Consider the following 25,535-nt stretch of genomic DNA (forward strand, 5'->3'; position numbering starts at 1 on the left):
CGAGATGACCGAACCCCTGCTCCAGGTGCGCGATCTGCGCATCGGCCTCACCACGCAGCGCGGCCCGGCCGACGCCGTGCGCGGCATCTCCTTCGGCCTGGCCCGCGGCGAGACGCTGGGCATCGTCGGCGAATCGGGCTGCGGCAAGTCCATCACCGTGATGTCGCTGATGGGCCTGTTGCCAGCCAACGCGCGCGTGGGCGGCAGCATCCGCTTTGGCGGCCAGGAACTGGTGGGCCTGCCCGAGTCCGCGATGTGCCAGATCCGCGGCAACCGCATCGGCATGATCTTCCAGGAGCCCATGACGGCGCTGAACCCGGTGCACACCATCGCGCGCCAGGTGGCCGAGCCGCTGCGGTTGCACCGCGGCCTGTCCAAGCTGGAGGCGCGGCGCGAGGCGCTGGCCCTGCTCGACCGCGTGGGCATCCCCGACGCGGCGCAGCGCCTGGACGCCTACCCGCACCAGTTCTCGGGCGGCCAACGCCAGCGCATCATGATCGCGATGGCGCTGGCCTGCGGGCCCGACCTGCTGATCGCCGACGAGCCCACGACGGCCCTGGACGTGACCATCCAGAAGCAGATCCTCGACCTGCTGGCCGAGCTCGTGGCCGAGCGCGGCATGGCGCTGATCCTGATCTCGCACGACCTCGGCGTGATCGCGCAGACCGTCTCGCGCATGTTGGTCATGTACGGCGGCAGCGTGGTCGAGAGCGGGCCCACGGCGGCGGTGTTCGCCGAGCGCGCACACCCCTATACGCAGGGCCTGTTCGCGGCGCGTCCGGCACTCGGCGCAGCCAAGGGCCAGCGCCTGGCGACCATCGCCGGCAGCGTGCCCGAGCTGGTCGACCTGCCGCCGGGCTGCCCGTTCGCAGGCCGCTGCGCCTACACGGTGCCCGCTTGCGAGGCCACGCCCCCGCCGCCGACGCTGCTGCCGCACGACCATGCCGTGCGCTGCATCCGCCTGCGCGAGATCGCGGGAGCGCCGGCATGACGGCCTTGCTGCAGGTGCAGGACCTCGTGCGCCACTACGCCATGCCGCGCGAAAGCCTGTTCGGCCCGCCGCCGATGGTGTGCGCGCTCAACGGCGTGAGCTTCACGCTCGAAGCCGGCCGCAGCCTGGGCATCGTGGGCGAATCGGGATCGGGCAAGTCCACCATCGCGCGGCTGGTCATGGCGCTGGACCGGCCGACCAGCGGCAGCGTGCGCCTGCTGGGCCAGGACCTGCACCAGCTGGGCACCGGTGCGCTGAAGACCGCGCGGCGCGACTTCCAGATGGTGTTCCAGGACCCCTACGGCTCGCTCGACCCGCGCCAGACCGTGGCCCGCATCGTGGCCGAGCCGCTGGCCGCGCTGGCCGGCTCCAGCCGCAGCGAACAGCGCCAGCGCGCCGCCGAGATGCTGGACGCCGTCGGCCTGCGCAGCACCGACCTCGACAAATACCCGCACGAGTTCTCGGGTGGCCAGCGCCAGCGCATCGCGATCGCGCGCGCCTTGATCACCCGGCCCCAGCTGATCGTGGCCGACGAACCCGTCAGCGCGCTCGACGTGTCGGTCCAGGCCCAGGTGCTGAACCTCATGCAGGACCTGCGCGAGCGCTACGGCGTGAGCTACCTGCTGATCAGCCACGACCTCGCCGTGGTGCACCACCTGTGCGACGAGGTCTGCGTGCTGCACCGCGGCCTCGTCGTCGAACGCGGCGAGACCAGCCGGCTGTTCCGGCACGCCGAGCACCCCTACACCCAGGCGCTGCTGGCGGCCGTGCCGCGCGCCGAACCACCGGACCGGCGACCGATTTGAGGTATGGTCCGGCCGTTTTTCCTGCAAGCCTTCTTTCCTGGAGAGCGATGACATGCTGAACCGCCGCACCGTCCTGACCACCAGCGCCGCCGGCGCCCTCACCGCCGCGCTGCCGGCCCTTGCCCAGAACCGCAAGGATGCCATGGTGCTGGGCATGACACTGGAACCCACGGGCCTGGACCCGACCGTCAGCGCCGCCGCCTCGATCGCCGAGGTCACGCTCTACAGCATCTACGAGACGCTGACCAAGATCCAGCCCGACGGCCGCGTCGTGCCGCTGCTGGCCGAGAGCTGGGATGTCTCGCCCGACCTCAAGACCTACACCTTCCGGCTGCGCAGGGACGTCAAGTTCCACAACGGCGAGCCCTTCAATGCCCAGACCGTCAAGTTCGCGTACGAGCGCGCCGGCGGCGAGAAGAGCACCAACAAGGACAAGCGCACCTTCGCCAACCTGTCGGTGCAGGCGGTGGACGACTACACCGTCGTGCTGCTGAACAAGGAGATCGACCCCGACCTGCCGTTCGCGCTGGGCCAGGCCACGGCCGTCATCGTCGAGCCCAAGAGCGTGGACACCAATGCCGCCAAGCCGGTGGGCACCGGCCCGTACCAGCTCGAGAGCTACAACAAGGGCTCGGCCCTGTGGCTGCGCAAGTGGCCGGCCTACCGCAACCCGGCCGCGGCCAAGCTCTCGCGCATCGGCTTTCGCTTCATCTCCGACCCGGCCGCCCAGGCCGCGTCGCTGCTGGCTGGCGACGTGGACGCCTTCCCGCGCATCGCCACGCGCGTGGTGGCGCAGTTCAAGAACAACCCGCAGTTCCAGACCATCCTGGCCGGCTCGCGCGCCAAGACCATCCTGGCCTTCAACCACCGGCGCGGCCCGCTCAAGGATGTGCGCGTGCGCCGCGCCATCCTGGCCGCGATCGACCGCCAGGCCGTGATCGAAGGCGCGGCCGACGGCTTCGGCACGCCCATCGGCAGCCACTACGTGCCCGGCGCGCCCGGCTATGTGGACACCACGGGCATCAACCCCTTCGACCTGGACAAGGCGAAGAAGCTGATGGCCGAATCCGGCATCAAGACGCCGCTGGAATTGACCATGACGCTGCCGCCGCCGCCCTACGCGCGCCAGGGCGGCGAGGTCATCACGGCGCAGCTGGCCAAGATCGGCATCAGCGTGAAGACGCAGAACGTCGAGTGGGCGCAGTGGCTGTCGGGCACCTACGGCGGCGGCTTCAACTTCGACCTGTCCATCGTCTCGCACGTGGAGCCGTTCGACCTCAACAACTACGCCAAGCCCGACTACTACTGGGGCTACGACTCCAAGGAGTTCCGCGCGGTGTACGACAAGCTCATGGCCACGGGCAACCTGGCCGAGCGCAACAAGCTGCTCGGCGAGGCCCAGCGCCTCTTGGCCACGGACGCGGCCAACGGCTTCCTGTACCAGCCGCAGTTCCCCACGATCGCGAAGAAGAACGTCAAGGGCCTGTGGGCCAGCCTGCCGATCTTCGCCAACGACCTCGGCGCGCTGTCCTGGGGTTGAGCGAGGCTTGACGGGCATGCCGGTCGACAGCCTGGGCAACACCGTCACGCTGGCCGACGCGGCCAGCCTCGACCATGTCGACGACTTCGTCCAGGGCCTGCTGCGCTACGAACCGCGCGCGGTGCGGCTGCTGGACATCGCCGACCAGGAGTCCGGCGCAATCGTGCAGGCCTACGCCGCCGCGCTGCAGATGTTCGCGGAAACGCCCGGTGCGCCGGCCGCGGCCAGGCCGCATGTGGCGCGCGCACAGGCTGCGGCAGCGCAGGCCACGCCGCGCGAACAGCGCTTCGTGGCAGCCACCGCCGCCTGGGTGGCCGGCGACATCGACCGCGCCATCGCGCTGCACGTCGAGCAGGCCGCCGAGTTCCCGCGCGACCTGGTGTCGCTCAAGCTCGGCCAGTACCACCTGTTCAACCGCGGCGATGCGCCCGGCATGCTGCGTCTCGCGCGCGCAGTGCTGCCCGCCGCCGGCGATGTGCCGCAGCTGCACGGCATGCTGGCCTTCGGCTGGGAGCAGTGCCACTACCTGCGCGAGGCCGAGGCCGCCGCGCAGCAGGCGCTGGCCGGCGAGCCCGGCGAACCCTGGGCCCACCACGCGCTCGCGCACGTGATGCTGACCGAAGGCCGGCTTGCCGAGGGCCAGCAGTTCATGGCGGAGATGGCGCCGCACTGGGCCGGCCTCAACTCCTTCATGCGCACGCACAACTGGTGGCACGCCGCGCTGTTCGCGATCGAGCTGGAACGGTTCGACGACGCGCTGCGGCTCTACGACGAACAGGTCTGGGGCGTGCTGCCGGCGTACTCGCAGGACCAGATCAACGCCGTCTCGCTGCTGGCGCGGCTGGAGCTGGCGGGCACCGACGTGGGCCCGCGCTGGCAGGCGCTGGCGACCTGGCTGGCGCCGCGCGTGGCCGACCAGGTGCTGGCTTTCCTCGACCTGCAGTACCTGTACGGCCTGGCCCGCGCCGGCCGCCCCGAGGCCGATGCCTTGCTGGCCAACCTGCAGCGGCACGCCGCCGCCGACACCACCTGGCGCGAAGTCGCCCTGCCGGCCGCACACGGCCTGGTGGCCCACGCGCGCGGCCAGCATGCCGACGCGGCCCGTGCGCTGGCGCTGGCCTTGCCCCGGCTGCGCGAGATCGGCGGCAGCCATGCGCAGCGCGACCTGTTCCAGCAGATCTACATCGACGCGCTCGCGCGGGGCGGCCAGTTGGCCGAAGCGCAGAACCTCGTGCAGCAGCAGGCACGCCTGTCGCCGGCCTCGCGCCGGCTGGAGCGCCAGGGCCACGCGCTGGCGGCGGCGCTCGGCATCGACTGACGGCGGCGCCTACCGGCCCAGCCGCCGGCACAGCTCCAGCGTCGCGACCGACTGGTTCATCGTGTAGAAGTGCAGCCCCGGCGCGCCGCCGCGCAGCAGCTGCTCGCACAGCGTCGTGACCACATCCAGGCCAAAGGACTTGATCGATGCCGTGTCGTCGCCGAAGGCCTGCAGGCGCAAGCGGATCCAGCGCGGGATCTCGGCACCGCAGGCGTCCGAGAAGCGCATGAGCTGCGTGGAGCTGCCGATGGGCATGATGCCCGGCACCACGGGCACTGCGAGCCCCAGCCGCTGGCTGTCCTCCACGAAGCGGAAGTAGGCGTCGGCGTTGTAGAAGTACTGCGTGATGGCCGAGTCCGCACCGGCACGCACCTTGGCCGCATAGGCCTGCATGTCGGCTTCGGGCGAGCGCGCCTGCGGATGCACTTCCGGGTAGGCCGCCACCTCGATGTGAAAGGCGTCGCCCGTCTCGGCGCGGATGAAGGCCACGAGGTCGCTGGCGTAGTGGAACTCGCCGCCCGCGCCGTAGCCGCTGGGCAGGTCGCCGCGCAGCGCCACCAGACGCTTGACGCCCATCGCGCGCAGCTCGGCCAGCTGCGTGCGCACGGTCTCTTTGGTGGCGCCGATGCACGAGAAGTGCGAGGCCGCGTCCACGCCCTCGGCCAGGATCTCGCCCACGGTGCCGAAGGTGCCCTGCTGCGTCGAGCCGCCGGCGCCGTAGGTCACCGAGCAGAACTGCGGCTTGCGCGCGTACAGCGCCTGGCGCACGCCGCGCAGCTTGACCGCGCCTTCGGGCGTCTTCGGCGGAAAGAACTCGTAGCTGACCGGCGTGGCCGGCTGGGTGCCCGTGTTCATGTCTTCTTTCTCCCCAGGATCCAAAACTCGCGGTTGCCGTCGCCCCCGCTGATCGCGCTGTCCCACCAGCCGGCCACGGCCAGGCCGAGCCCGGTGCAGCAATCCTCGACGCGTTCGCGCACGATGGGGTACATGGCCTCGTCGCGCACGATGCCGCCCTTGCCCACCTGCCCGGGCTGCAGCTCGAACTGCGGCTTGACCAGCATGAGCAGCGCGCCGTCGTCGGCCAGGAACGGCACGATGGCCGGCAGCACCAGCGTCTGCGAGATGAAGGACAGGTCGCCCACGATGAGGCCGAAGCCCTCTGCAGGCAGCGCATCGCCGAGGTCTTCGGCCTGCAGCGCGCGGGCGTTGACGCCCTCGATGCAGTCCACGCGCTCGTCCGCGCGCACGCGTGCATGGACCTGGCCGTGGCCCACGTCCACGCCCACGACATGCGCCGCACCGTGCTGTAGCAGGCAGTCGGTGAAGCCGCCGGTGGACTGGCCCACGTCCAGGCACACCAGGCCGGTCGGGTCGATGCCGCTCGATTGCAACGCGCCTTCGAGCTTGAGCCCGCCGCGCGAAACGTAGCGCGATTCGGCCGCGTCGGCCAGCTGCAGCTCGGCCGCTTCCGGCAGCTCGTCGCGGTTCTTGGCCACCGCCTTCCAGGGACCGTTGCCGACGCGCCAGGACAGGCCCGCGGCGATGAGCCGCTGGGCCTGCGAGCGGGATGCGGCCAGGCCGCGGTCCACCAGCAGTTGGTCGGCACGCATGCCCAGGCCCGCCGCCATCAGTAGCGGTAGGTGTCGGGCTTGTAAGGGCCCTGCACCGGCACGCCGATGTAGGCGGCCTGCTCCTTGGTCAGCACGCTCAGTTGCGCGCCGAGCTTGGACAGCTGCAGGCGGGCGACCTTCTCGTCCAGGTGCTTGGGCAGCACGTAGACCTGGCCGACCTTGTATTCCTTGGGCTTGGTGAACAGCTCGATCTGGGCGATGGTCTGGTTGGCGAACGAGGACGACATCACATAGCTCGGGTGGCCCGTGCCGCAGCCCAGGTTCACCAGGCGGCCCTTGGCCAGGAGGATGATGCGCTTGCCCGGCTTGCGGCCGACCTTGGGGAAGATCACGTGGTCGACCTGCGGCTTGATCTCTTCCCACTGGCAGTTCTTCTCCAGCGCGGCGACATCGATCTCGTTGTCGAAGTGGCCGATGTTGCAGACGATGGCCTGGTCTTTCATGGCCACCATGTGCTCGTAGCGGATCACGTCCTTGTTGCCGGTGGTCGTGACGAAGATGTCGGCCTTGTCGGCGGCGTACTCCATGGTCACGACGCGGTAGCCTTCCATGGCGGCCTGCAGCGCGTTGATCGGGTCGATCTCGGTCACCCAGACCTGGGCCGACAGCGCGCGCAGCGCCTGGGCCGAGCCCTTGCCCACGTCGCCGTAGCCGGCCACCACGGCCACCTTGCCGGCGATCATCACGTCGGTGGCGCGCTTGATGCCGTCCACCAGCGACTCGCGGCAGCCGTACAGGTTGTCGAACTTGCTCTTGGTCACCGAGTCGTTGACGTTGATGGCGCGCATCTGCAGCGTGCCCTTGGCCGACATCTCGTTGAGGCGGTGCACGCCCGTGGTGGTCTCTTCGGTCACGCCGATGATGTTCTTCAGGCGGCGGCTGTACCAGGTCGGGTCTTCCTTGAGCTTGGCCTTGATGGCGGCGTGCAGGATCTTTTCTTCCTCGCTCTTGGCACGGCCCAGCGACTTGATGTCGGTCTCGGCCTTGGCACCCAGGTGCATCAGCAGCGTGGCATCGCCGCCGTCGTCCAGGATCATGTTCGGGCCGTCGTTCTTGCCGTCGAACTCGAAGATGCGGTGGGTGTAGTCCCAGTAGTCGACCAGCGATTCGCCCTTGATGGCGAACACCGGCGTGCCGGCCGCGGCGATGGCGGCGGCCGCGTGGTCCTGCGTCGAGAAAATGTTGCACGAAGCCCAGCGCACTTGCGCGCCCAGTGCCTGCAGCGTCTCGATCAGAACGGCGGTCTGGATCGTCATGTGCAGCGATCCCGTGATGCGCGCGCCCTTGAGCGGCTGGGCCCTGGCGAATTCCTCGCGGATGGCCATGAGGCCGGGCATTTCGGTCTCGGCGATGGCGATTTCCTTGCGGCCCCAGGCGGCGAGGCCCAGGTCGGCGATGGCGCAATCGGCGTTCAACAGTTGCTTGGAAGAGGCTGGGGCGTTCATGACGGCTCCGTGGTCCCGGGCAGGGACAGGTTGAAGACGACCACGCTTGGGGGAAGAGGACTCACCGCACGGAGCGTGGGCGAGCGTCGTTGCAAATGGAATCCGAGCCTCGCGCCACCTCGTGTCGGGCGGCGCTGCAACGCTCCTCGGAAGCGGCGGATTATAGGAGCGTCGGCCGTGGCGGCAACCGCGCGCGCAGCGCCCCGCGCCGCGCCGTCTGCCATGCCAGCCACCGGCGCAAGTGGAAGTGGCACGCGCGGGTCGTACGCCCTGCCCCAGGCACAAGACAGGCCCCAGCCCATACCGTGCGAAAGTGCACGATTGCGTGGACCCACCTGCAGGATTGGTCGGAACAATACGCCGCCCATGAAACCCGACGCCCCACCGAGCACACCGGTGCCCGCCGCCACGCCGGCGCAGGCCGCCGACTTCTCGACCCTCTTCGACTTCCTGCCCATCGGGGCCTACCGCTCCTCGCCCGATGGCCGCCAGATCCGTGCCAACCCGGCCCAGGTTCGCCTGAACGGCTACGCGCACGAGGCCGAGTTGCTGGCAGTGATGCAGGACATCGGCCGCGACTGGTATGTGGACCCGACGCGGCGCGCCACGTTCCGGGCACTGCTGGACGGACAGGGCTATGTGCGCGGCTTCGTCTCCGAGGTCTACCGCCACAAGACGGGCGAACGCATCTGGGTCAGCGAGAACGCCCACGTGGTGCGCGATGCCGAGGGCAGCATCCAGTTCTACGAGGGCACCGTAGAGGACATCACCGAGCGGGTGCGTGCCGAGGCCGAACTACGCCAGCGCGACGAGATCTGGAAGCTCGCGCTGGAAAGCACGGGCGATGGCGTCTGGGACTGGAACCTGGCCGAGGGCCTGGCCCAGCTGTCGCGCCGCTGCCTGGAGATGTACGGCTTCGCGGAGGACGACCCGCGCCTGTCGCCGCGCGGCATGGACCAGCGCACCCATCCGGACGACAAGGCGCAGATGCTGCGCGACCGCCAGGCCCATCTCGATGGCAGCGCCCCCAGCTACGTGAACGAGCACCGCGTGCTGTGCGCGGACGGCTCGTGGAAATGGATCCTCACGCGCGGCATGGTGATCGGCCGCGACGCACAGGGCCGGCCGCTGCGCATGGTGGGCACGCACACCGACATCACGCAGCGCAAGAAGGCCGAGGCACTGATCTGGCACCAGGCCAACTTCGACGCGCTGACCGGCCTGCCCAACCGCCGCATGCTGCGCGACCGCCTGGGCCAGCACATGCTGCGCTGCGACCGCGAGCGGCGGCAGCTCGCCCTGCTGTTCATCGACCTGGACCACTTCAAGGCCGTCAACGACACCCTGGGCCACGAGGGCGGCGATCGGTTGCTGATCGAGGCCGCGCAGCGGCTAGGCAGCTGCGTGCGTGCTTCCGACACCGTCGCGCGCATGGGCGGCGACGAGTTCACCGTGGTGCTGCCCGAACTGCACGACGCACGCGAGGTCGAGCGCATCGTGCAGGCCATCCTGCGCGAGATGGCGCGGGCCTTCCACATCGGCGACGAGGCCGCGTTCGTCACCGCCAGCATCGGCATCACCTTCTATCCCGGCGACGGCCAGAGCGTGGACGACCTGCTGCGCCAGGCCGACCAGGCGCTTTACGTGGCCAAGGACGGCGGCCGCAACCGCTTTGGCTACTTCACGCCGGCGCTGCAGGAAGGCGCCCAGCTGCGGGCCCGCGTCGCCAACGACCTGCACGGCGCGCTGCCGGCGCGGCAGTTCAGCGTCGAGTACCAGCCCATCGTGGCGCTGGCCAGCGGCGCCGTGCACATGGCCGAGGCGTTGCTGCGCTGGAGCCACCCGCAACGCGGCCGCATGGCGCCGGTGGACTTCGTGCCCATCGCCGAGGCCAACGGCATGATCGTCCAGATCGGCGAATGGGTGTTCCGCGAGGCGGCGCGCCAGACGCAGCTGTGGCGTGCGCGGCTCGATGCGCGCTTCCAGATCAGCGTCAACAAGTCGCCTGTGCAGTTCCACCGTGCCGACGAGGACCGCACGCAGTGGCTGCGCGAACTCTCGGCATGGCAGCTGCCGCGCCATGCGCTGGCGGTGGAGATCACCGAAAGCCTGCTGCTGGACCCCAGCGCCAACGTGGCCGACCACTTGATGGCGCTGCGCGAAGCGGGCATCAGCGTATCGCTGGACGATTTCGGCACGGGCTACTGCTCGCTGGCCTACCTGCAGCGCTACGACATCGACTTCATCAAGATCGACAAGTCCTTCGTGGGCGGACTCGCGCCGCGGTCCAACGACCTGGCGCTGTGCAAGGCGATGATCGTGATGGCCCACCAGCTCGGCATCGCCGTCATCGCCGAAGGCGTGGAGACCCCGGCGCAGCGCGACCTGCTGCTGGAGGCCGGCTGCGACTACGCGCAGGGCTACCTGTTCGCGCAGGCCATGCCGGCCGAGCAGTTCGAGGCCTGGTTCAGCCAGCCGCGCGCCTGAGTTCGGCGACGCGCTGGCGTGCCTGTACGCCGGCCATGGCCACCTGGGCCGGCGCGAACCATGCGCGCACGGTCTCGCCCGGCAGTTCGGCGCACACGCTGTCGATGTTGGCCTGCATGCGCGCCGTGTCGACGCGCAGGCCCGGCAAGGCCGTGGCCAGGGCGCGCAGGCCGCCGTGCGCAGCCATCCACAGCGACGACCATTCGGCCTGCTCCGCCTGCCAGGCGCCCAGTGCGCGCTCGTGCTGCTGCACCATGCCGGCCAGCAGCGCCGCGACACGCTGCGGCACGCGCTGGGCCGCCGCCAGCGCCACCATGGACGCGACCGGGTTGCGCTTGTGCGGCATCACGGTGGAGATGCCGCGGCCGGTCTCGGCCGGCTCCATGAGTTCGCCGACCTCGTGCTGGCCCAGCAGCGCCAGGTCGGCCGCCAGCTTGCCCAGGCTGCCGGCCAGAAGGCCCAGTGCGCAGCCCAGCGCGACCCAGTCGTCGCGCTGGGTGTGCCAGGCGCCACCGCCGTCGCGCAGGCCTAGGGCCGCGGCCACCCGCGCGCGCACGGCCGCCGCGCGCTGCGCGTCCACCTGCATCTGCGCCAGCGTACCGACGCCGCCGCCCAGCTGCAGCTGCAGCGCCTGTGCCGCGGCCTGCTGCAGGCGCTGCCCGCCACGCACCAGCGGCGCGGCCCAGTCGGCGCACTTGAAGCCCAGGCTGGTGACCGATGCGGGCTGCATCAGCGTGCGTGCCAGCATGGGGGTGTCGGCGTGTCGCTCGGCCAGCGCCAGCAAGGTCTCGGTGCAGCGCTGCAGGTCGGCATCGACCAGGGCCAGCGCATCGCGCGTGACCAGCACCAGTGCGGTGTCGATCACGTCCTGGCTGGTGCTGCCGAAGTGCGTCCACTCCACCGCCTCGGCGTTGAACAGGCCCACGGCCTCGCGCAGCGCCTTGATGAGCGGGATCGCGACGCTGCCGGCCCGGCCGCTGTCGCGCACGATCTTCTCGACGTCGAACAGCTCGACCCGGCAGGTGCCGACGATGGAGCGCGCGATGGCCTGCGGCATCAGCCCCTCGTCGGCCTGGGCCTGGGCCAGGGCCGCCTCGAAGCGCAGCATCGCCGCCACCACGCCGGGACCGCTGAACGCGGCCACCGCCTCGGAAGTGGAGAGGTAGCCCTCGAAGATGCTCACGAACGGAGGTTCAGTACTGCAGCTTGGCCACGGCGCGCAACGCCTCGGCGGTGGTGGTGCCGAAGCCGAAGAACTCCAGGTAGGCCGGGATCTGCTCGAACAGCATGTCGGTGCCCACCTGCACGGCGCAGCCCTTGTCCATGGCGGCGCGCAGCAGCGGCGTGTATTCGCTCTTCATGACCACCTCGCCGACGAAAGCGGACGGTGCGATGCGGTCGATGTCGAACGGCAGCGGATCGCCCTCCTGCATGCCCAGCGGCGTGGCGTTGACGACGATGTCGAAGCCAGCCGGGTCCTTGCTGCCGGTGCGCACCACCAGGCTGGGATAGTGCTGGCGCAGCCGTGCGGCCAGCGCGTCGGCCGATTCGGCACGCGCGTCGAACAGCGCCAGCTCGGCCGCGCCGGCCTGGGCGATGGATGCCGCGATGGCCGAGCCCACGCCGCCCGCACCCGACACCAGGACGCGCGCGCCGGCAAAGCTGCGGCCCTTGCGCTGCACGCCGCGCACGAAGCCGGCGCCGTCGAACATGTCGCCCAGCAGGCTGCCGTCGGGCCGCTTGAGCACGGCATTGCAGGCACCGGCGATGCGCGCCGTGGGCGTGGCCTCGTCGACCAGGTCCAGCGTCACGACCTTGTGCGGCATCGTGATCAACGCACCGCGCAGGTTGGAGAAACGCATGATCTGGCGCAGCGAGACCGCGTAGTCCTCGGGCAGCACGCCCATCGGCACGACCACGGCATCGATGCCCTGTTGGTCGAACCAGGGGTTGTAGATCATCGGCGCCTTGAAGGTGGCCGTGGGGTAGCCCAGGTGGGCGATCAGCGTGGTCTTGCCGGAGATCATGGGATGTGTGCGGTGCGTTCGTGATCGGATGGGCGATTGTCAGGCGCTGGCGCGGCCCTGGGCCACGGCCGCATCGCGCTGGCGGTGGTATTCGTCCAGCGGCACGGGCTGCGCGTCGGGCCGGCCCAGATCCAGCATCGGGATGCGGAAGGTCTCCCGGGCGCTCGCGGCCGCCAGCGCGGCGATGACCGTGATGCCGAAGGCGATGGCGCCCACGGTCAGCCAGATGTGTTGCGCGCCGGGCGGGGCGACGACGGTGAACAGCGCCGGCAGCATGGCGGTGATGGCCGTGCCCACGTTCTGCGAGATGGCCATGGCCGACACCCGGGTGCGCGTGGGGAACAGCTCGGGGTAGAAGCTCGGGAACACCGCGTTGTAGCCCTGGTAGACCACGCCCCACATCAGCAGCGACATGAAGATGGCCAGCGTCACGTTGTGGATGCTGATGGCGTACAGGTAGCCGAAGGCGAGCAGGCCGGCCAGCAGCGAACCCACGATCAGCGGCGGCTTGCGGCCGATGCGGTCGGACAGGTTGCCCACGAAAGGGATCACCACCACGGCCAGGATGTTGCCCATCACGGGAATCCACAGGTACACGTCCTTGGCGAAGTTGACGCCGTAGGCCGGCTGCACCGCATAGGCGGCGCCGAAGATCGTGGCCACGACCGGGATCACGTTCATGAGCGCCATCAGCACCACGCGCAGCATGTCGCGCCAGCTGTACTTGAACGCGTCGACGATGGGCGAGCGGGCGCGCTGCTGCTGCACGCTCTTGTCGGTGAAGGCGGGCGTCTCGTCCACCTCGCGCCGGATGATGTAGCCAGCCACGATCACGATGAAGGACAGCAGGAACGGAATGCGCCAGCCCCAGGTGTTGAACGACTCCTCGGGCATGTAGTGCGCCAGCGGCAGGAACACGGCGGCGGCCAGGATCTGGCCGGCCTGCACGCCCTGCAGCGTGAAGCTGGCGAAGAAGCCACGGCGCCCGAACGGCGCGTGCTCCAGGATCATGGAACTGGCGCCCGAGATCTCGCCGGCGACGGCGAAGCCCTGGATCAGGCGGCACACCACCAGCAGGAACGGCGCCCACAGGCCGATCTGCTCGTAGGTCGGCAGCAGGCCGACGGCGATGGTCGAGAAGCCCATCAGGAACATGCACCAGACCAGTACCTTCTTGCGGCCGTGCGTGTCGCCGATGTGGCCCAGCACGAAGGCGCCGATGGGGCGGGCCACGTAGCCCACGCCGTAGGTGGCCAGCGAGGCAATGATGGCGATGCCGGGGTCGCCCTTGGGGAAGAAGATCTGCGGAAAGATCAGCGCCGCTGCCGTGGCGTAGATGAAGAAGTCGTAATACTCCAGCGCGGACCCGATCCAGCCGCTGGCTGCGGCCTTCTTGGATTGGTGCCGGCCCTGCGGCTCGTGCGCAGCGGTTGCGGTGCTCATGGTCTGTCTCCTGATGAAAACGGTAAGTCGTTCGACAATCGCACTACCGGTGCGACGGACCGAACTCTAAAGAGGACACCCCCGCATCGAACAGCTTGGAAGAGGCGCAAACGTTCGATAATCGAACAATATCGCGCGATTATCGATCAAAGCAAGGGTTTTCACCGATGATTGACCCCTCTGACGCGGTGCCCGCCGGCCTGCAGCGGCGCGACTGGATCGCCGGGCTGGACCGCGGCCTGGGCCTGATCGAAGCCTTCGACGATGCCCACCCGCGCATGACCGCCAGCGAGATCGGCCAGCGCACCGGCATGACGCGCACCGCGGCGCGGCGCTACCTGCTCACGCTGCAGCACCTGGGCTACGTGGCCGGCGACGGCAAGCTGTTCTGGCTCACGCCGCGCGTGCTGCGCCTGGGGCAGTCGTACCTGGAGTCGGCGCGGCTGCCGCGCGTGGTGCAGCCGTTCCTGCAGCGCGTGGCGGCCGGGACGCACGAGACCGCCTACCTGGCGGTCCTGGACGGCGACGACGTGGTCTACATCGCGCGCAACGGCCCCAACCGGAGCATGAACACCGGCTACGTGCTGGGCGCCCGCGTGCCGGCGCAGCTGACGGCCTCAGGCACGCTGATGCTGGCGCTGCGGCCCGAGGGCGAGACGGAGCACTGGCTGCAGACGCACGAACTGCGCGTGTTCACGCCCCACACCATCGCCAGCAAGGACCGGCTGCGCCTGGAGTTCGCGCGCATCCGGGCGCAGGGCTGGTCGCTGTCGGAGCAGCAGCTGGACCTGAACTCGCGCGGCATCGCCGTGCCGCTGCGCGACCGCAACGGCGACGTCGTGGGCGCGCTCAACATCACCATGCCCATGGGCCACGAAAGCAGCGAAGACGCCGTCACCCGTGTGCTGCCGGTGCTGCGCGAGACCGCGCAGGCCATGCGCAACCTGATCTGATCAAGGGCCGACCACGAGGCAGGACAGCGGCGCGGCCTCGCCCACGGTCCACTGGGCGGCCTTGCCCTTGCCGCGCAGATGGTAGCCGGCGCCCGCGTACAGGAAGCCGGAAGCGCTGGCCTGTTGCGCCAGCCGCGCCCCGTCGCCACCCGGCAGCGCCACCAGCGCGTGGTCGCGTTCGAAGCGCACCGCGCCTTCGCAGGCGTAGGCCACGGCCGGCGCGCGCACCGGCGTGCAGGCTGCCAGCGCGGCCAGCGCGGCCAGCAACACCACCACGGCCCCCCGCGGCAACATCCATCCATGCGGCATCCGGCCCTCCTTTTTCGTCCGCGGCATTCTTGCAGTGAGACACTCGTGCCCATGACATCCTGGCCGATCCCCCTGCTGTGCCTGCTGGCCGCCGGTGCCCATGCCGCCGACAACTGCGAAGACCTGCGCGCCGGCATCGAGGCGCGCATCCGCGCCGGCGGCATCGCCAACCCCGTGGTCAGCGTGGTGGAGGCAGAACAGCCCGCAGCCGGCAAGGTGGTGGGCAGCTGCGCCATGGGGCGCCGGAAGATCGTCTACACGCAGCCCGATGTGCCGCCCCGCAGCGACACGGCGATCCTCACCGAATGCCGCGACGGCTCGACGCCGGTGGATGGCCGCTGCGGCCGCTGAAAGCCAGGGCCACGGGTTTGCCCGAAAATAGCGGTTTTCCCGGCCGCGCCCCCGCCGCGCCGCCCGCCCCCTCACCTGGAACCGCGCTTTGTCCTTCGCCTCCGAAACCCGGCGTCGCCGCACCTTCGCCATCATTTCCCACCCCGACGCGGGGAAAACGACGCTGACCGAAAAGCTGTTGCTGTTCTCCGGCGCCATCCAGATCGCCGGCTCGGTCAAGGCACGCAAGGCGAGCCGCCACGCCACCTCCGACTGGATGGAGATCGAGAAGCAGCGCGGCATCTCGGTGGCAAGCTCGGTCATGCAGATGGCCTACCGCGACCATGTGATCAACCTGCTCGACACGCCCGGTCACAAGGACTTCTCGGAAGACACCTACCGCGTGCTCACGGCTGTGGATTCGGCGCTGATGGTGATCGACGCGGCCAACGGCGTGGAGGCACAGACGCGCCGGCTGATCGAGGTCTGCCGCCAGCGCGACACGCCCATCATCACCTTCGTCAACAAGATGGACCGCGAGGTGCGCGAGCCGCTCGACATCCTCGACGAAGTGGAGCGCGAGCTCGGCATGCCCTGCGTGCCCATGACCTGGCCCGTGGGCCAGGGCAAGGCCTTCGGCGGCATCATCAACCTGCGCACCCAGGCCATGACGGTGTTCGAGTCCGGCAGCGAGCGCCGGCCTCAGGACTTCGAGGCCATGCCACTGTCCGATCGCGCGGCCCTGCAGGCCCGCTTCGGCCACGAGTTCGACACCGCCATGGACAGCATGGAGCTGGCCACCGGCGCCTCGCCCGCCTGGGACCACGACGCCTTCCTGGCCGGCAAGCAGACGCCCGTGTTCTTCGGCTCGGGTGTCAACAATTTCGGCGTGATGGAGGTGCTGGACGCGCTCGTGGACCTGGCGCCTTCGCCGCAGCCGCGCGTGAGCACGGTGCTGGTCAACCGCCAGCCCGTCACCAAGGAGATCCAGCCCGAGGACAAGGACTTCGCCGGCGTGGTGTTCAAGGTGCAGGCCAACATGGACGCCAACCACCGCGACCGCATCGCCTTCGTGCGCATGGCCTCGGGCAAGTACGTGCCGGGCATGAAGCTGAAGGTGCAGCGCACCTCCAAGGAGCTGCGGCCCACCTCGGTCGTCACCTTCATGAGCCAGCGCCGCGAAGCGGTGGACGAGGCCTACGCGGGCGACATCATCGGCTTCACCACGCACGGCGGCGTGCAGCTGGGCGACACCATCACCGACGGCGCGAACCTGCAGTTCACCGGGCTGCCCTTCTTCGCGCCCGAGATGTTCATGACGGTGATCCTGCGCAACCCGCTGCGCACCAAGCAGCTGCAGCAGGGCCTGGCCCAGCTCGGCGAGGAAGGCGCGATCCAGGTGTTCAAGCCCGAGGCCGGCGGCGCCATGCTGCTGGGCGCCGTGGGGCAGCTGCAGTTCGAGGTGGTGCAGCACCGCCTGAAGGCCGAGTACGACGCCGACATCCGGCTCGAAGGCTGCCAGTACACCGGCGCGCGCTGGATCACGGCCGACACCCCGGCCGAGCTGCGCCAGTTCGTCGACGCCTACCCCGCCCGCATGGCGCGCGACGCGGCCGACACGCTGGCCTACCTGTGCACCTCGCCGTACGACGTGCGGCTGGCGCAGGAGCGCTTTCCCAAGATCCACTTCCACCCGCTGCGCGAGCACGCGGGGCTGGCGCTGCAGAACGCGGGCTGATCGTCTCCGTCACTGTCGACGCCATGCAGACACTGCTCTTTGGACTCGGGCACTATGCCCTGTTGGGCACCATCCTGCTGGCGTGCTGGGGCGCTGGCCACCTGCTGCTCATGCGCATGGGCAGGTCTGCGCCGCTGGCACCGGGCCTGGCGACACCATTCGCTGTCGCCGCCGGACTGGGCATCGCCATCTGTGTCCTGCAGGCCATCGCCATCTTCGGATGGCTGGCTGCGCCCACGGTCGTTGCGCTGTGGGTGTCGGGCTTGCTGGTCGCGTGCCACCAGCTGGTGCAGGTGCGGCGACGCACCGCTCCGCCGTCGCCCGCACTGCCCGCGCCAGGGTTTGGCGACCGGGTCGCATGGGCCTGCCTCGTGCTGGTGCTGGTCTCGTTGCTGCCGCGGCCCCTGGCCCCGCCGCAGGCATGGGACGAGCTCATGTACCACCTTCCGCACGCGCAGCAATGGGCCGAAGCCGGCCGGCTGCAGGTCAACCCCTGGCTGCGCTACCCCTGGTTCCCGTACAACTTCGACCTGCTCTACGCCGCAGCACTGCTGTTCGGCAATGACATCCTGCCGCACTTGTTCCATGCGACAGCGGGGTGGCTCACCGCCTGGCTGATCCTCGGACTGGGTACCCGCCACGCCAGCCGCATGGTGGGCTGCGTGGCCGCCATCGTCTGGCTGGTCCTGACCAAGGGGGAGTACGACAGCGCGTACATCGACATGGGCGTGGCCCTGTTCGTGCTGACCGCCGCCGTGGCGTTCGAGCAATGGCGCAGCAGCGGCCGCGACCGGCGCTGGCTGGCCTTGGCTGCCTTCCTGATGGGCGTCGCGGTCGGGTCGAAGTACCAGCCGCTCGCCTTGTTGCCCTTCTTCGCGCTGGTCTTGCTGCGGCACGACCGGCGGGCCTCGACCCTGCTGGTTGCCGCGGCCAGCCTGGCCCTGCCATGTGCGTACTGGTACGTGCGCAATGCGATCGCGACGGGCGATCCGTTCAACCCGATCGGCGGCCCCGTCTTCGGCTTCACAGATTGGGACGCCGCTGACCATCAGGGCCAGTTCGCCGACCTGCGGCGCAACGCCGGACTGCCCTCCTGGCTGCTGTGGCCCGCACTGCTCGCACCGTGGCTGCCTGCACTGCGGCAATCCGCCACAGCGCGCGGCGCCATGTGGCTGAGCGGGTGGATGCTGCTCGTCTGGCTGGTCAGCTCACGCTATCCGCGCTATCTGATGATGGCCTATCCCTTGCTGGCATTGCTGTCCGCGGCGGCGACCATGCAGTTGCTCGGCCGCGTGCCGGCGCCATCGGCACGTTGGAAGCGGCTGGGTCGTGGAGCGGCCTGGCTGCTGCTGGCGGCAGCCGCGACCGGGGCTGTCGCCACCGTCGGCAAGCAAGGCAAGGGCATCGCGGCAACGCCCGAGGCCAGAGCGTCCCTGCTGCACGCCAAGGTGCGCGGCTACGGCGTCTGGGAACATCTGCGGGCACATCCCGCTGGCCGCATCTACCAGCTTGGCGTCGAAGACTCTCTCTACTACGCGCCGCAGCCTGTGTGGGGCGAGGTGTTCGGCCCCTGGCGCTACCGGGATGTGCAGAGCCTGCCCGCGCCGGAGATGCACCGCAAGCTGTCCAGCCAGCACTTCGATGCACTCGTGATCGACACGGAGCGCGTCCCCGGCGTCGTGACGCAGCTTGCCTTCCGTGACTGGTTCGAACTGCTGCACGGCGAAGGCAGCGTTCAGGTGTACCGGTTGAAGGCCCCGGCCCAGCCATGAGCATCGAACCCGCTGGCCACGTGCCATCGAGGGGTGCAGGCGCCCATGCCGGGCAGCCGATGACACCCCTGCAGCCCGACAGCTGGCCCCCATCCATCTCGCGGGCCTTGCGCGGCGTCTTCACCGACATCGACGACACGCTCACGACCGAAGGCGCGATCACGCCTGACGCGCTGCAGGCCCTGGCTGGGTTGCAGGCGGCGGGCCTGGCGGTGGTCGCCGTCACGGGCCGCTCGGTCGGCTGGAGCCTGCCGTTCGCGGCGCAGTGGCCGGTCGATGCCATCGTGGCCGAGAACGGCGCCGTGGCGCTGCTGCGGCAGGCCGATGGCCGCGTGGACAAGCGCTATGTGCAGGACGCCGCCACGCGCGCCGCGAACTTCGCACGCATGCAGGAGGTGCTGGCGCTGGTCGAGCACGGCATTCCCGGCGCGCGGCGCGCCACCGACTCCGGTGGGCGCGAGACCGACATCGCCATCGACCACAGCGAGTTCGCGCGGCTGGACGCGGCGCAGATCGACGCTGTCGTGCAGGCCATGCGCCAGGCCGGCCTGCACGCCACGGTAAGCTCCATCCATGTGAACGGCTGGTTCGGCACGCACGACAAGCTGGAAGGCGCGCGCTGGATCGTGCGCGAACTCTGGCAGCGCGACCTGGACGCCGAGATGGGCCGCTGGGCCTATGTGGGCGATTCCACCAACGACGCGCGCATGTTCGAGGCCTTCGAGAACAGCGTGGGCGTGGCCAACATCGCGCGCTTCGTGCCGCAGCTGGCGCACCTGCCGCGTTTCGTGGCGCAGGGCGAGCGCGGCGCCGGCTTCGCCGAGTTCGCGCGCCTGGTGCTGGCGCAGCGGCATTGAACCCCGGTCAGAGGCTGCGCTGCAGCACCTCGCGCACGGTGTCGGCCACGACATGCCGGCTCTGCGCGCGCCAGGCCAGGTGCAATTCGGCATGTAGGCCGGCAGGCTCGCGCAACGGGCGGAACGCGACGTTCGCGTAGCCCAGGCGCTGCGCGGAGGCCGGCACCAGCGCCACGCCCCAGCCCGCATCGACCATGGCCAGGATGGAATGGGTGTGGCTCAGCGTCAGCACGGTCTCCGGCGCCACGTCCTCGGCGCGCAGCCGGCCCGCGATGAGCTCGTAGATGTAGCGGGTCTCCGAGGGGCAGTAGCCGATGAAGGACTGGCCCTGCAGCTCGGCCAGCGCGGCGGCATCGCCGTGCGCCATGGCGTGGCCCGTGGGCGCGGCCAGCAACAGCGGCTCGCGCAACAGCACGCACGACGCCGCGAAGCTGCGCGGCGCGAACGGCCGCACGATGCCGAGGTCGATGCGGCCTGCGGCCAGCGCGTCGAGCTGGTCCACCGTCTGCAACTCGCGCGGCACCACTTCCACATCGGGCAGCGCATCACGGACCGCGCCCAGCACCTGCGGCAGCAGCGCGAAGCTGGCCGCGGCGATGAAGCCCAGCGTGACCGTGCCGGCATCGGCCCGCATGGCGCGGCGCGCGGCCAGCATGGCGGCCTGGCTGCGGCGCAGGATGTCCTCGGCCTCGCGCAGGAAGCTGGTGCCGGCCGGCGTGAGGCGCACCGTGCCGCCGGCACGTTCGAGCAGCTGCACGCCCAGTTCGTGCTCCAGCAGCTGGATCTGGCGCGTCAGCGGCGGCTGCGTCATGTGCAGCAGCACGGCGGCGCGGCCGAAATGCAGTTCGGTGGCGACGGCGACGAAGCAGCGCAGTTGCGAGAGCTGGAACACGATTCAGAACTTGGATGGCGGGATCGACGGATTGGATTGGACGGCGCGGCGGCCGCTTTCTAGAGTAGCACCCCGTTTCACCGCTTCCTGGAGTCCTCCCCATGCCTTCGTTCCAAGGTCCCGCACTGCGCCAGGCGCTGGACGGCATTTCCGGCATCCTGGTCACGCCGTTCGACGCGCAGGACAGGGTGGTGGCCGCGCCGCTCAAGCCCGTGGTCGACCGCGCCGTGCAAGCCGGCGTGCAGGTGCTCGTGGCCAATGGCAACACCAGCGAGTTCTACGGCCTGCAGGCGGCCGAGGCCGAGCGCGCCGTGGCCATCGCGGCCGACTGCGTGGCTGGCCGCGTGCCCTTGCTGGCCGGCGTGGGCCGCAGCGTGGGCGAGGCCTGCGCGCTGGCACGCGTCTCGCGCGACGCCGGCGCCGACGCGCTCATGGTGCACCAGCCGCCCGACCCCTTCGTCTCGCCGCGCGGCGTGCTGGCCTATGTGCAGCGCATCGCCGAGGCCGGCGCCGGGCTGCCGCTGGTGCTGTACCTGCGCAACGAGAACATCGGCCTGGACGCCATCGAGGCGCTGTGCCGCATCCCGGAGGTGGTCGGCATCAAGTGGGCCTCGCCCACGCCGCTGGTGCTGGCCGCCGCCATGCGCCGCACGGCCGACCGGCAGCTGGCCTGGGTCGGCGGGCTGGCCGAGGTGTGGGCGCCGCCGTTCTACGCGGTGGGTGCGCGCGGCTTCACCTCGGGCCTCATCAACGTGCTGCCCGAGCGCTCGGTGGCGATCTACAACGCGCTCGAGGCCGCCGACCAGTCGCTGGCCATGCGGCTGATCGAGCAGATGCTGCCGTTCGAGGAACTGCGCGCGCAGGAGAACAACGGCACCAACGTCACCGTGGTCAAGAGCGCCCTGCAGCTGATGGGCAACGACTGCGGCGCCACGCGGGCGCCCTCGGCCTGGCCGCTGACCGACACCCAGCAGCAACAGCTGCGCGCATTGCTGGCCGGCTGGAACCTGCTGCGCTGACCCGGCCGCCTTCCCGTTCCCCTTCAACTTCACCGGAGACACCACCATGCGCACACGTCGCGCGCTGATCGCGCTCGCCTGCACGGCCTGCATCGCCCCCCTGGCCTCGGCCCAGACGCCGGCCTTTCCGGCCAAGCCCATCACCATCGTCATCGGCTCCACGCCCGGCAGCGCCACCGACGGCCTGACGCGCGCGGTGGGCGCCGAGATCACCCGGCTGAGCGGCCAGCCCGTCATCGTCGAAAGCCGCGCGGGCGCCTTCGGCAGCATTGCGGCGCAGTACGTGGCCAAGGCGCAGCCGGACGGCTACACGCTGTTCATGACGACCAACACCACGCAGTCGGCCAATCCGCACCTGCTGCGCAAGATCGCCTACGACCCGATCAAGGACTTCGCGCCCGTGTCGCTGCTGGCGCGCGGCTACCTGGCGCTGGTGGTGAACCCGCAGATCAAGGCGAACAACGTGTCGGAACTCGTCGCGCTGGCCAAGGCCCAGCCGGGCAAGCTGAACTACGGCTCGGGCAGTTCCTCGGCGCAGATCGCGACCGAGCTGTTCCAGCAGGCCACGGGCACGAAGTTCAACTACGTGCCCTACAAGGCCAACCCGCCGGCCGTGCTCGACCTGGTGGGCGGGCAGATCGACCTCATGATCGTGGACCTCACGACCAGCCTGCCGCAGGTCAAGGCCGGCAAGCTGCGCGCGCTCGGCATGAGCAGCCCCAAACGCTCGCCGCTGGCGCCCGAGGTGCCGGCCATCAACGAGTCGCTGCCGGGCTACGAGTTCGGCTACTGGAACGCGCTGTACGCGCCGGCCGGCACGCCCGCGCCCGTGGTGCAGAAGATGGCGGCCCTGGTGCGCGAGGCCCTGGCCGCACCGAACGTGCAGCAGGTGATCGAGAAGACCGGGCAGGAAGCGGCCTTCATGGGGCCGGAGGAACTGGCGAAGTTCCAGCTCGGCGAGCTGGAGCGCTGGGGCAAGATCATCCGGGCGGCGGGGATCGAGCCGGAGTGACCTCCTGGGCATCGGGCGCGATGCTGAAGCGCGCATCGCAGCCGATGCCGGCGGCGATCCAGCGCCGCGCCAGCGGTGCCAGCCAGCGGGCGCCGAGCACCTCGGCCGGCGCGCTCAAGGCGCCGCACAGGTAGCGGCCCTGGCCTTCATCCCAACGCACCGCGCTGCAGGCGCCGCGCCTGCGCCGCGACAGCAGCATGCCCAACGGGCAGGGCTCCAGCAGGCAGCACATGCCGCAGCCATTGCACGGCGCGCCATGCGCAGGCTTGGCCGGCGCGTGCGGATGCACGTGCACGACCTGCCATTCGGAAAGCTCGGGTGGATGGGCGCCGGACATGACGCGATGATGCCGCGCCCGCGCCGGCCTGTGGCTTACTGCGGCTTGGCCAGGCCCAGCTTTTCGATGACGACCTTCTCGCGCGCGACCGTCTCCTGCGCGAACCTGGTGTAGTCGGCCGTGCTCTTGTAGTCGGGCAGCATGTCGTACTTGGCCAGCGTGGCCACGTAGCTGGGCTCTTCCATGGCCTTCTTGAAGGCGTCGTGCAGGCGCTTGACGACTTCCGGCGGCGTGCCCTTGGGCGCACCGATGCCGAAGGGCGAGTTCTGCACGATGTCGTAGCCCAGCTCCTTGAGCGTGGGCGCATCGGGGAACTTGGGCAGGCGCTTCTCGCCCCAGGTGTTGAGCACGCGCAGCTTGCCGGCCTCGACCTGCGGCGCGAAGCCGGTGGAATCGACGGCGGCCATCAGCTGGCCGCTGACCACGGCCAGCATGAGGTCGGCGCTGCCCTTGTAGGGCACGTGCTGCAGTTCGATGCCGGCCTGCTGGGCGATGATCTCGGTCGTCAGGTGCGGGCTGGTCAGCGTGCCGGTGGAGCCGTAGGTCAGCTTGCCGGGGTTGGCCTTGGCATAGGCCACGAAGTCGGCCCAGGTCTTGAAGGGGCTGTTGGCCGGCACCACGACACCGAAGGCGTAGCCGGTGACGTTGATCACGTAGCTGATGTCCTTGATCGGGTCCCAGTTGATCTTGGTGGTGTAGCCCAGTCGGAACACGCCCAGCGGGATCTGCGCGATGGTGTAGCCGTCCGCCTGCGCCGTCTGCAGCGCCTGCGCGGGCAGCGTGCCGCCGGCGCCGGGCTTGTTCTCGATGATGACGGGGTGCCCCAGCACCTTGGCCGCGTTGTCGGCCAGCGAGCGCATGGTGATGTCGGTCGGGCCACCGGCGGGGAAGGCGATGACCAGCTTGATCGGCTTGTCGGGGAAATTCTTCCAGGCCTGGGCCTGGGCGGTGACGGGGGCCACGAGCGTGGTCAGCGAGGCGAGCGCGGCGGCGCCCAGCAAGGAACGGCGGAACATGGAGCGGTCTCTCATCGTGGCGGTGCAAAGCGGGCCATTGAACACGAGCTGCCGAGCGCGCGCATCGGTGATGTCCCGGGGCGCGCGCCGCCGATGGCGCTGCGGCCCGCAGCGGCATCCGACCGCGCTGCCGCGCTCACGCGGGGCAGCGCCGACCGGCGCACGCCGTTCCCGTGCGTGGCGCCGGACGCGCGCGGGGCTGCCATCCGGGCCACGGCTCAGGCGCGGCGTGGACCTGCAGCCTGCGCAGCGTCCGCCAGGCCCGCCGGCGGCGCGGCGAGCCGCCCGCTGTGCGCCGCCGCGGTGGCGAGCCAGCCGGCCTCGCCCGCCAGGGCCAGCGCGGCCTGCTGCGTGCGCGTGGGCTGGCCGCCTGGCGACAGCATGAAGCCGATGGGCGTGCGCAGCTCCGGGCCGACCAGCGGCAAGGCCTCCAGCGTTCCCTCCCCGCGCAGCGTCCCCACCAGGGCCCCCGGCATCACGCTGCCGACTTCGCCGGCCAGCACGGCCGGGGCCAGCGCGCTGATGGAGTTGGTCTCGACGACAGGCTGCACCACCACGCCCGCGGCGGCGAAGGCTTGGTCGATCACGTGGCGGTTGTGCATCTCCGGCGTCAGCAGGCACAGCGGCAGCCGCGCCGCCTCGGCCCAGGTCAGCGGCGTGCCGATCTGCAGGCCGGCGGCCGCCGGGCCGGCGCGCCGGCGCAGCAGGAAGTAGTGCTCGGTGTACTGGGGCAGCGCCGCCAGGCGCGGCACGCCCGCGGTCTGCAGCCGGTCGGTGTAGCCCAGGCCCAGGTCCAGGGAGAGCCCGTCCAGCCCGGCTTCGATCTCGGGCGAGCTCAGCGAACGCACCGACGGCACGATGCCCGGGTGCCGCGCCTGCAACAGCGCTGCGAAGCGCGCCAGGATCGGCACGGCCGTGGGCACGGCGGCCAGGTGCAGCCGGCCGACGGGAGCCCCGGCCGTGCTGTCGATCTCCTGCTGCAGCCGCTCGCGCTCGTGCAGCATGCGCTGCGCGCTGGCCAGCACGTGTTCGCCCTCGGGCGTGAGGCCCGCATAGGTGCGGCCGCGCTTGACGATGGGGACGCCCAGTTCCTGTTCCAGCGCGCGCAATGCGTTGGACAGCGCCGGCTGCGTGATGTGGCATGCCAGGGCCGCACGCCCGAAATGCTGGTGCTCGTGCAGCGCAACCAGGTAGCGCAGCGAGGCCAGGTTCATCGGCCGCCGCCGGGCCGCCCCAAGGCGACCGAGTGCCCCCCGGGGGGGCAGCGACGACACGCAGTGCGGAGCGTGGGGGCCATGGCCCTTCAGGTGTCCTTGGACACCTTGATTGTCGGGAACCTGGACGAGAAGTCCTTGTTCTTCTGCGCAATCGCCACCGCCACCTGGCGCGCCACCGCCTTGTAGATGCCGGCCAACTCGCCGTCCGGCTCGGCCACCACCGTGGGCGTGCCGCTGTCGGCCTGCTCGCGGATGGCCATGGCCAGCGGCAGCGCGCCCAGGTAGTCAAGCTGGTACTCGGCGGCCATCTTCTGCCCGCCGTGCGCACCGAAGATGTGCTCCTGGTGGCCGCACTGGCTGCACACGTGCACGGCCATGTTCTCCACCAGGCCCAG

At 70.3% G+C, this 25,535-nt stretch carries 24 protein-coding genes and 1 riboswitch; of the genes, 12 read left to right on the top strand and 12 right to left on the bottom strand.

The genetic code is table 11. The annotated features are described in order from the left end of the window. The first annotated feature begins 4 nt into the window (after window positions 1-4). Genes ASF44_RS13975 through ASF44_RS13990 form a run of 4 tightly spaced genes read left to right on the top strand, consistent with a single transcriptional unit; the run spans window position 5 to window position 4,655 of the window. Window positions 5-991: an ABC transporter ATP-binding protein gene (locus ASF44_RS13975; protein WP_056899863.1), complete on the top strand. Its 987-nt coding sequence runs from the start codon at window positions 5-7 to the stop codon at window positions 989-991. After that, complete coding sequence (locus tag ASF44_RS13980; protein WP_082524771.1) at window positions 988-1,797, top strand: ATP-binding cassette domain-containing protein; 810 nt, start codon at window positions 988-990, stop codon at window positions 1,795-1,797. The genes ASF44_RS13975 and ASF44_RS13980 overlap by 4 nt, the downstream gene beginning before the upstream one ends. A 52-nt stretch (window positions 1,798-1,849) precedes the next feature. Next, window positions 1,850-3,337 (top strand): ABC transporter substrate-binding protein, encoded by a 1,488-nt coding sequence (locus tag ASF44_RS13985; protein WP_056899842.1) that lies wholly within the window; start codon window positions 1,850-1,852, stop codon window positions 3,335-3,337. A gap of 16 nt (window positions 3,338-3,353) precedes the next feature. Beyond that, on the top strand, window positions 3,354-4,655 hold the full coding sequence (locus ASF44_RS13990) for a hypothetical protein (protein WP_056899843.1): 1,302 nt from the start codon (window positions 3,354-3,356) through the stop codon (window positions 4,653-4,655). Between the two features lie 9 nt (window positions 4,656-4,664). Here the strand turns inward: ASF44_RS13990 and metF are convergent, their stop codons facing one another. Genes metF through ahcY form a run of 3 tightly spaced genes read right to left on the bottom strand, consistent with a single transcriptional unit; the run spans window position 4,665 to window position 7,731 of the window. Further along, window positions 4,665-5,510, bottom strand: coding sequence for a methylenetetrahydrofolate reductase [NAD(P)H] (gene metF / locus ASF44_RS13995; protein ID WP_056899844.1), 846 nt, complete (start codon window positions 5,508-5,510; stop codon window positions 4,665-4,667). Further along, a complete protein-coding gene (locus tag ASF44_RS14000) occupies window positions 5,507-6,265 on the bottom strand; it encodes a TlyA family RNA methyltransferase (RefSeq protein WP_056899865.1) in 759 nt (252 codons plus the stop codon). Before ASF44_RS14000 ends, metF begins: the two co-directional genes overlap by 4 nt. A 17-nt stretch (window positions 6,266-6,282) precedes the next feature. Then, window positions 6,283-7,731 (bottom strand): adenosylhomocysteinase, encoded by a 1,449-nt coding sequence (gene ahcY / locus ASF44_RS14005; protein WP_056899845.1) that lies wholly within the window; start codon window positions 7,729-7,731, stop codon window positions 6,283-6,285. Between the two features lie 74 nt (window positions 7,732-7,805). After that, window positions 7,806-7,884, bottom strand: a riboswitch (S-adenosyl-L-homocysteine riboswitch). Between the two features lie 213 nt (window positions 7,885-8,097). Here ahcY and ASF44_RS14010 point away from each other — a divergent pair. Next, window positions 8,098-10,218 (top strand): bifunctional diguanylate cyclase/phosphodiesterase, encoded by a 2,121-nt coding sequence (locus tag ASF44_RS14010; protein ID WP_082524772.1) that lies wholly within the window; start codon window positions 8,098-8,100, stop codon window positions 10,216-10,218. Here ASF44_RS14010 and ASF44_RS14015 read toward each other — a convergent pair. Genes ASF44_RS14015 through ASF44_RS14025 form a run of 3 tightly spaced genes read right to left on the bottom strand, consistent with a single transcriptional unit; the run spans window position 10,199 to window position 13,688 of the window. Next, on the bottom strand, window positions 10,199-11,401 hold the full coding sequence (locus tag ASF44_RS14015) for a lyase family protein (protein WP_056899847.1): 1,203 nt from the start codon (window positions 11,399-11,401) through the stop codon (window positions 10,199-10,201). The two genes, ASF44_RS14010 and ASF44_RS14015, sit on opposite strands and share 20 nt — an antisense overlap. A gap of 10 nt (window positions 11,402-11,411) precedes the next feature. Further along, entirely contained in the window at window positions 11,412-12,245 is an 834-nt protein-coding gene (locus tag ASF44_RS14020; protein WP_056899848.1) for a shikimate dehydrogenase, read from the bottom strand. A 39-nt stretch (window positions 12,246-12,284) separates the two neighbouring features. Beyond that, complete coding sequence (locus ASF44_RS14025; protein ID WP_056899849.1) at window positions 12,285-13,688, bottom strand: MFS transporter; 1,404 nt, start codon at window positions 13,686-13,688, stop codon at window positions 12,285-12,287. A 167-nt stretch (window positions 13,689-13,855) separates the two neighbouring features. Between ASF44_RS14025 and ASF44_RS14030 the strand changes: the two genes are divergently transcribed. Continuing rightward, window positions 13,856-14,641, top strand: a complete 786-nt coding sequence (locus ASF44_RS14030) for an IclR family transcriptional regulator C-terminal domain-containing protein (protein ID WP_056899850.1) — start codon at window positions 13,856-13,858, stop codon at window positions 14,639-14,641. On the opposite strand, the gene ASF44_RS14035 is transcribed toward ASF44_RS14030, so the two are convergent. Beyond that, window positions 14,642-14,950, bottom strand: a complete 309-nt coding sequence (locus ASF44_RS14035) for an MliC family protein (RefSeq protein ID WP_162243809.1) — start codon at window positions 14,948-14,950, stop codon at window positions 14,642-14,644. It lies immediately after the preceding gene. A 51-nt stretch (window positions 14,951-15,001) separates the two neighbouring features. On the opposite strand from ASF44_RS14035, the gene ASF44_RS14040 reads away from it, so the two are divergent. From ASF44_RS14040 to ASF44_RS14055, 4 genes are all read left to right on the top strand, one after another. Then, window positions 15,002-15,301, top strand: coding sequence for a DUF1161 domain-containing protein (locus ASF44_RS14040; protein WP_056899852.1), 300 nt, complete (start codon window positions 15,002-15,004; stop codon window positions 15,299-15,301). An 88-nt stretch (window positions 15,302-15,389) separates the two neighbouring features. Continuing rightward, window positions 15,390-17,018: a peptide chain release factor 3 gene (locus ASF44_RS14045; protein ID WP_056899853.1), complete on the top strand. Its 1,629-nt coding sequence runs from the start codon at window positions 15,390-15,392 to the stop codon at window positions 17,016-17,018. Between the two features lie 23 nt (window positions 17,019-17,041). Then, a complete protein-coding gene (locus ASF44_RS14050) occupies window positions 17,042-18,790 on the top strand; it encodes a hypothetical protein (protein ID WP_156374504.1) in 1,749 nt (582 codons plus the stop codon). A 59-nt stretch (window positions 18,791-18,849) separates the two neighbouring features. Next, on the top strand, window positions 18,850-19,647 hold the full coding sequence (locus ASF44_RS14055; protein ID WP_056899855.1) for an HAD-IIB family hydrolase: 798 nt from the start codon (window positions 18,850-18,852) through the stop codon (window positions 19,645-19,647). Window positions 19,648-19,654: 7 nt separating this feature from the next. Here ASF44_RS14055 and ASF44_RS14060 read toward each other — a convergent pair whose 3' ends face one another. Continuing rightward, window positions 19,655-20,539, bottom strand: coding sequence for a LysR substrate-binding domain-containing protein (locus ASF44_RS14060; protein WP_056899856.1), 885 nt, complete (start codon window positions 20,537-20,539; stop codon window positions 19,655-19,657). Between the two features lie 101 nt (window positions 20,540-20,640). Between ASF44_RS14060 and ASF44_RS14065 the strand changes: the two genes are divergently transcribed. Both ASF44_RS14065 and ASF44_RS14070 read left to right on the top strand, forming a co-directional pair. Further along, on the top strand, window positions 20,641-21,558 hold the full coding sequence (locus ASF44_RS14065) for a dihydrodipicolinate synthase family protein (protein ID WP_056899857.1): 918 nt from the start codon (window positions 20,641-20,643) through the stop codon (window positions 21,556-21,558). A gap of 46 nt (window positions 21,559-21,604) precedes the next feature. Further along, entirely contained in the window at window positions 21,605-22,570 is a 966-nt protein-coding gene (locus ASF44_RS14070) for a tripartite tricarboxylate transporter substrate binding protein (protein WP_056899858.1), read from the top strand. Here ASF44_RS14070 and ASF44_RS14075 read toward each other — a convergent pair. The 4 genes from ASF44_RS14075 to ASF44_RS14090 form a co-directional block, all read right to left on the bottom strand. Further along, the gene (locus ASF44_RS14075) at window positions 22,539-22,907 is read right to left on the bottom strand and encodes a hypothetical protein (RefSeq protein WP_056899859.1); all 369 of its coding nucleotides are present in this window, start codon (window positions 22,905-22,907) and stop codon (window positions 22,539-22,541) included. The genes ASF44_RS14070 and ASF44_RS14075 overlap by 32 nt on opposite strands. A 35-nt stretch (window positions 22,908-22,942) precedes the next feature. Next, window positions 22,943-23,923 (bottom strand): tripartite tricarboxylate transporter substrate binding protein, encoded by a 981-nt coding sequence (locus tag ASF44_RS14080; protein WP_056899860.1) that lies wholly within the window; start codon window positions 23,921-23,923, stop codon window positions 22,943-22,945. Between the two features lie 218 nt (window positions 23,924-24,141). Continuing rightward, on the bottom strand, window positions 24,142-25,137 hold the full coding sequence (locus tag ASF44_RS14085) for a LysR family transcriptional regulator (protein ID WP_056899861.1): 996 nt from the start codon (window positions 25,135-25,137) through the stop codon (window positions 24,142-24,144). An 89-nt stretch (window positions 25,138-25,226) separates the two neighbouring features. Continuing rightward, on the bottom strand, window positions 25,227-25,535 hold a 309-nt coding region (locus tag ASF44_RS14090), incomplete at its 5' end, for a P-loop NTPase (RefSeq protein WP_156374505.1).

This window comes from Pseudorhodoferax sp. Leaf274 (assembly GCF_001422445.1).
Taxonomy (GTDB): domain Bacteria; phylum Pseudomonadota; class Gammaproteobacteria; order Burkholderiales; family Burkholderiaceae_C; genus Pseudorhodoferax.

Bases quoted from the DNA above. Each gene is read 5' to 3' on its own strand.
- ASF44_RS13990 (WP_056899843.1), top strand. From the start codon at position 3,354: ATGCCGGTCGACAGCCTGGGCAACACCGTCACGCTGGCCGACGCGGCC.
- ASF44_RS14085 (WP_056899861.1), bottom strand. From the start codon at position 25,137: ATGAACCTGGCCTCGCTGCGCTACCTGGTTGCGCTGCACGAGCACCAG.
- ASF44_RS14075 (WP_056899859.1), bottom strand. From the start codon at position 22,907: ATGTCCGGCGCCCATCCACCCGAGCTTTCCGAATGGCAGGTCGTGCAC.
- ASF44_RS14030 (WP_056899850.1), top strand. From the start codon at position 13,856: ATGATTGACCCCTCTGACGCGGTGCCCGCCGGCCTGCAGCGGCGCGAC.
- ASF44_RS13975 (WP_056899863.1), top strand. From the start codon at position 5: ATGACCGAACCCCTGCTCCAGGTGCGCGATCTGCGCATCGGCCTCACC.
- ASF44_RS14080 (WP_056899860.1), bottom strand. From the start codon at position 23,923: ATGTTCCGCCGTTCCTTGCTGGGCGCCGCCGCGCTCGCCTCGCTGACC.
- ASF44_RS14055 (WP_056899855.1), top strand. From the start codon at position 18,850: ATGACACCCCTGCAGCCCGACAGCTGGCCCCCATCCATCTCGCGGGCC.
- ahcY (WP_056899845.1), bottom strand. From the start codon at position 7,731: ATGAACGCCCCAGCCTCTTCCAAGCAACTGTTGAACGCCGATTGCGCC.
- ASF44_RS14025 (WP_056899849.1), bottom strand. From the start codon at position 13,688: ATGAGCACCGCAACCGCTGCGCACGAGCCGCAGGGCCGGCACCAATCC.
- ASF44_RS13980 (WP_082524771.1), top strand. From the start codon at position 988: ATGACGGCCTTGCTGCAGGTGCAGGACCTCGTGCGCCACTACGCCATG.
- ASF44_RS14070 (WP_056899858.1), top strand. From the start codon at position 21,605: ATGCGCACACGTCGCGCGCTGATCGCGCTCGCCTGCACGGCCTGCATC.
- ASF44_RS14065 (WP_056899857.1), top strand. From the start codon at position 20,641: ATGCCTTCGTTCCAAGGTCCCGCACTGCGCCAGGCGCTGGACGGCATT.
- ASF44_RS14050 (WP_156374504.1), top strand. From the start codon at position 17,042: ATGCAGACACTGCTCTTTGGACTCGGGCACTATGCCCTGTTGGGCACC.
- ASF44_RS14010 (WP_082524772.1), top strand. From the start codon at position 8,098: ATGAAACCCGACGCCCCACCGAGCACACCGGTGCCCGCCGCCACGCCG.
- ASF44_RS13985 (WP_056899842.1), top strand. From the start codon at position 1,850: ATGCTGAACCGCCGCACCGTCCTGACCACCAGCGCCGCCGGCGCCCTC.
- ASF44_RS14000 (WP_056899865.1), bottom strand. From the start codon at position 6,265: ATGCGTGCCGACCAACTGCTGGTGGACCGCGGCCTGGCCGCATCCCGC.
- metF (WP_056899844.1), bottom strand. From the start codon at position 5,510: ATGAACACGGGCACCCAGCCGGCCACGCCGGTCAGCTACGAGTTCTTT.
- ASF44_RS14035 (WP_162243809.1), bottom strand. From the start codon at position 14,950: ATGCCGCATGGATGGATGTTGCCGCGGGGGGCCGTGGTGGTGTTGCTG.
- ASF44_RS14020 (WP_056899848.1), bottom strand. From the start codon at position 12,245: ATGATCTCCGGCAAGACCACGCTGATCGCCCACCTGGGCTACCCCACG.
- ASF44_RS14040 (WP_056899852.1), top strand. From the start codon at position 15,002: ATGACATCCTGGCCGATCCCCCTGCTGTGCCTGCTGGCCGCCGGTGCC.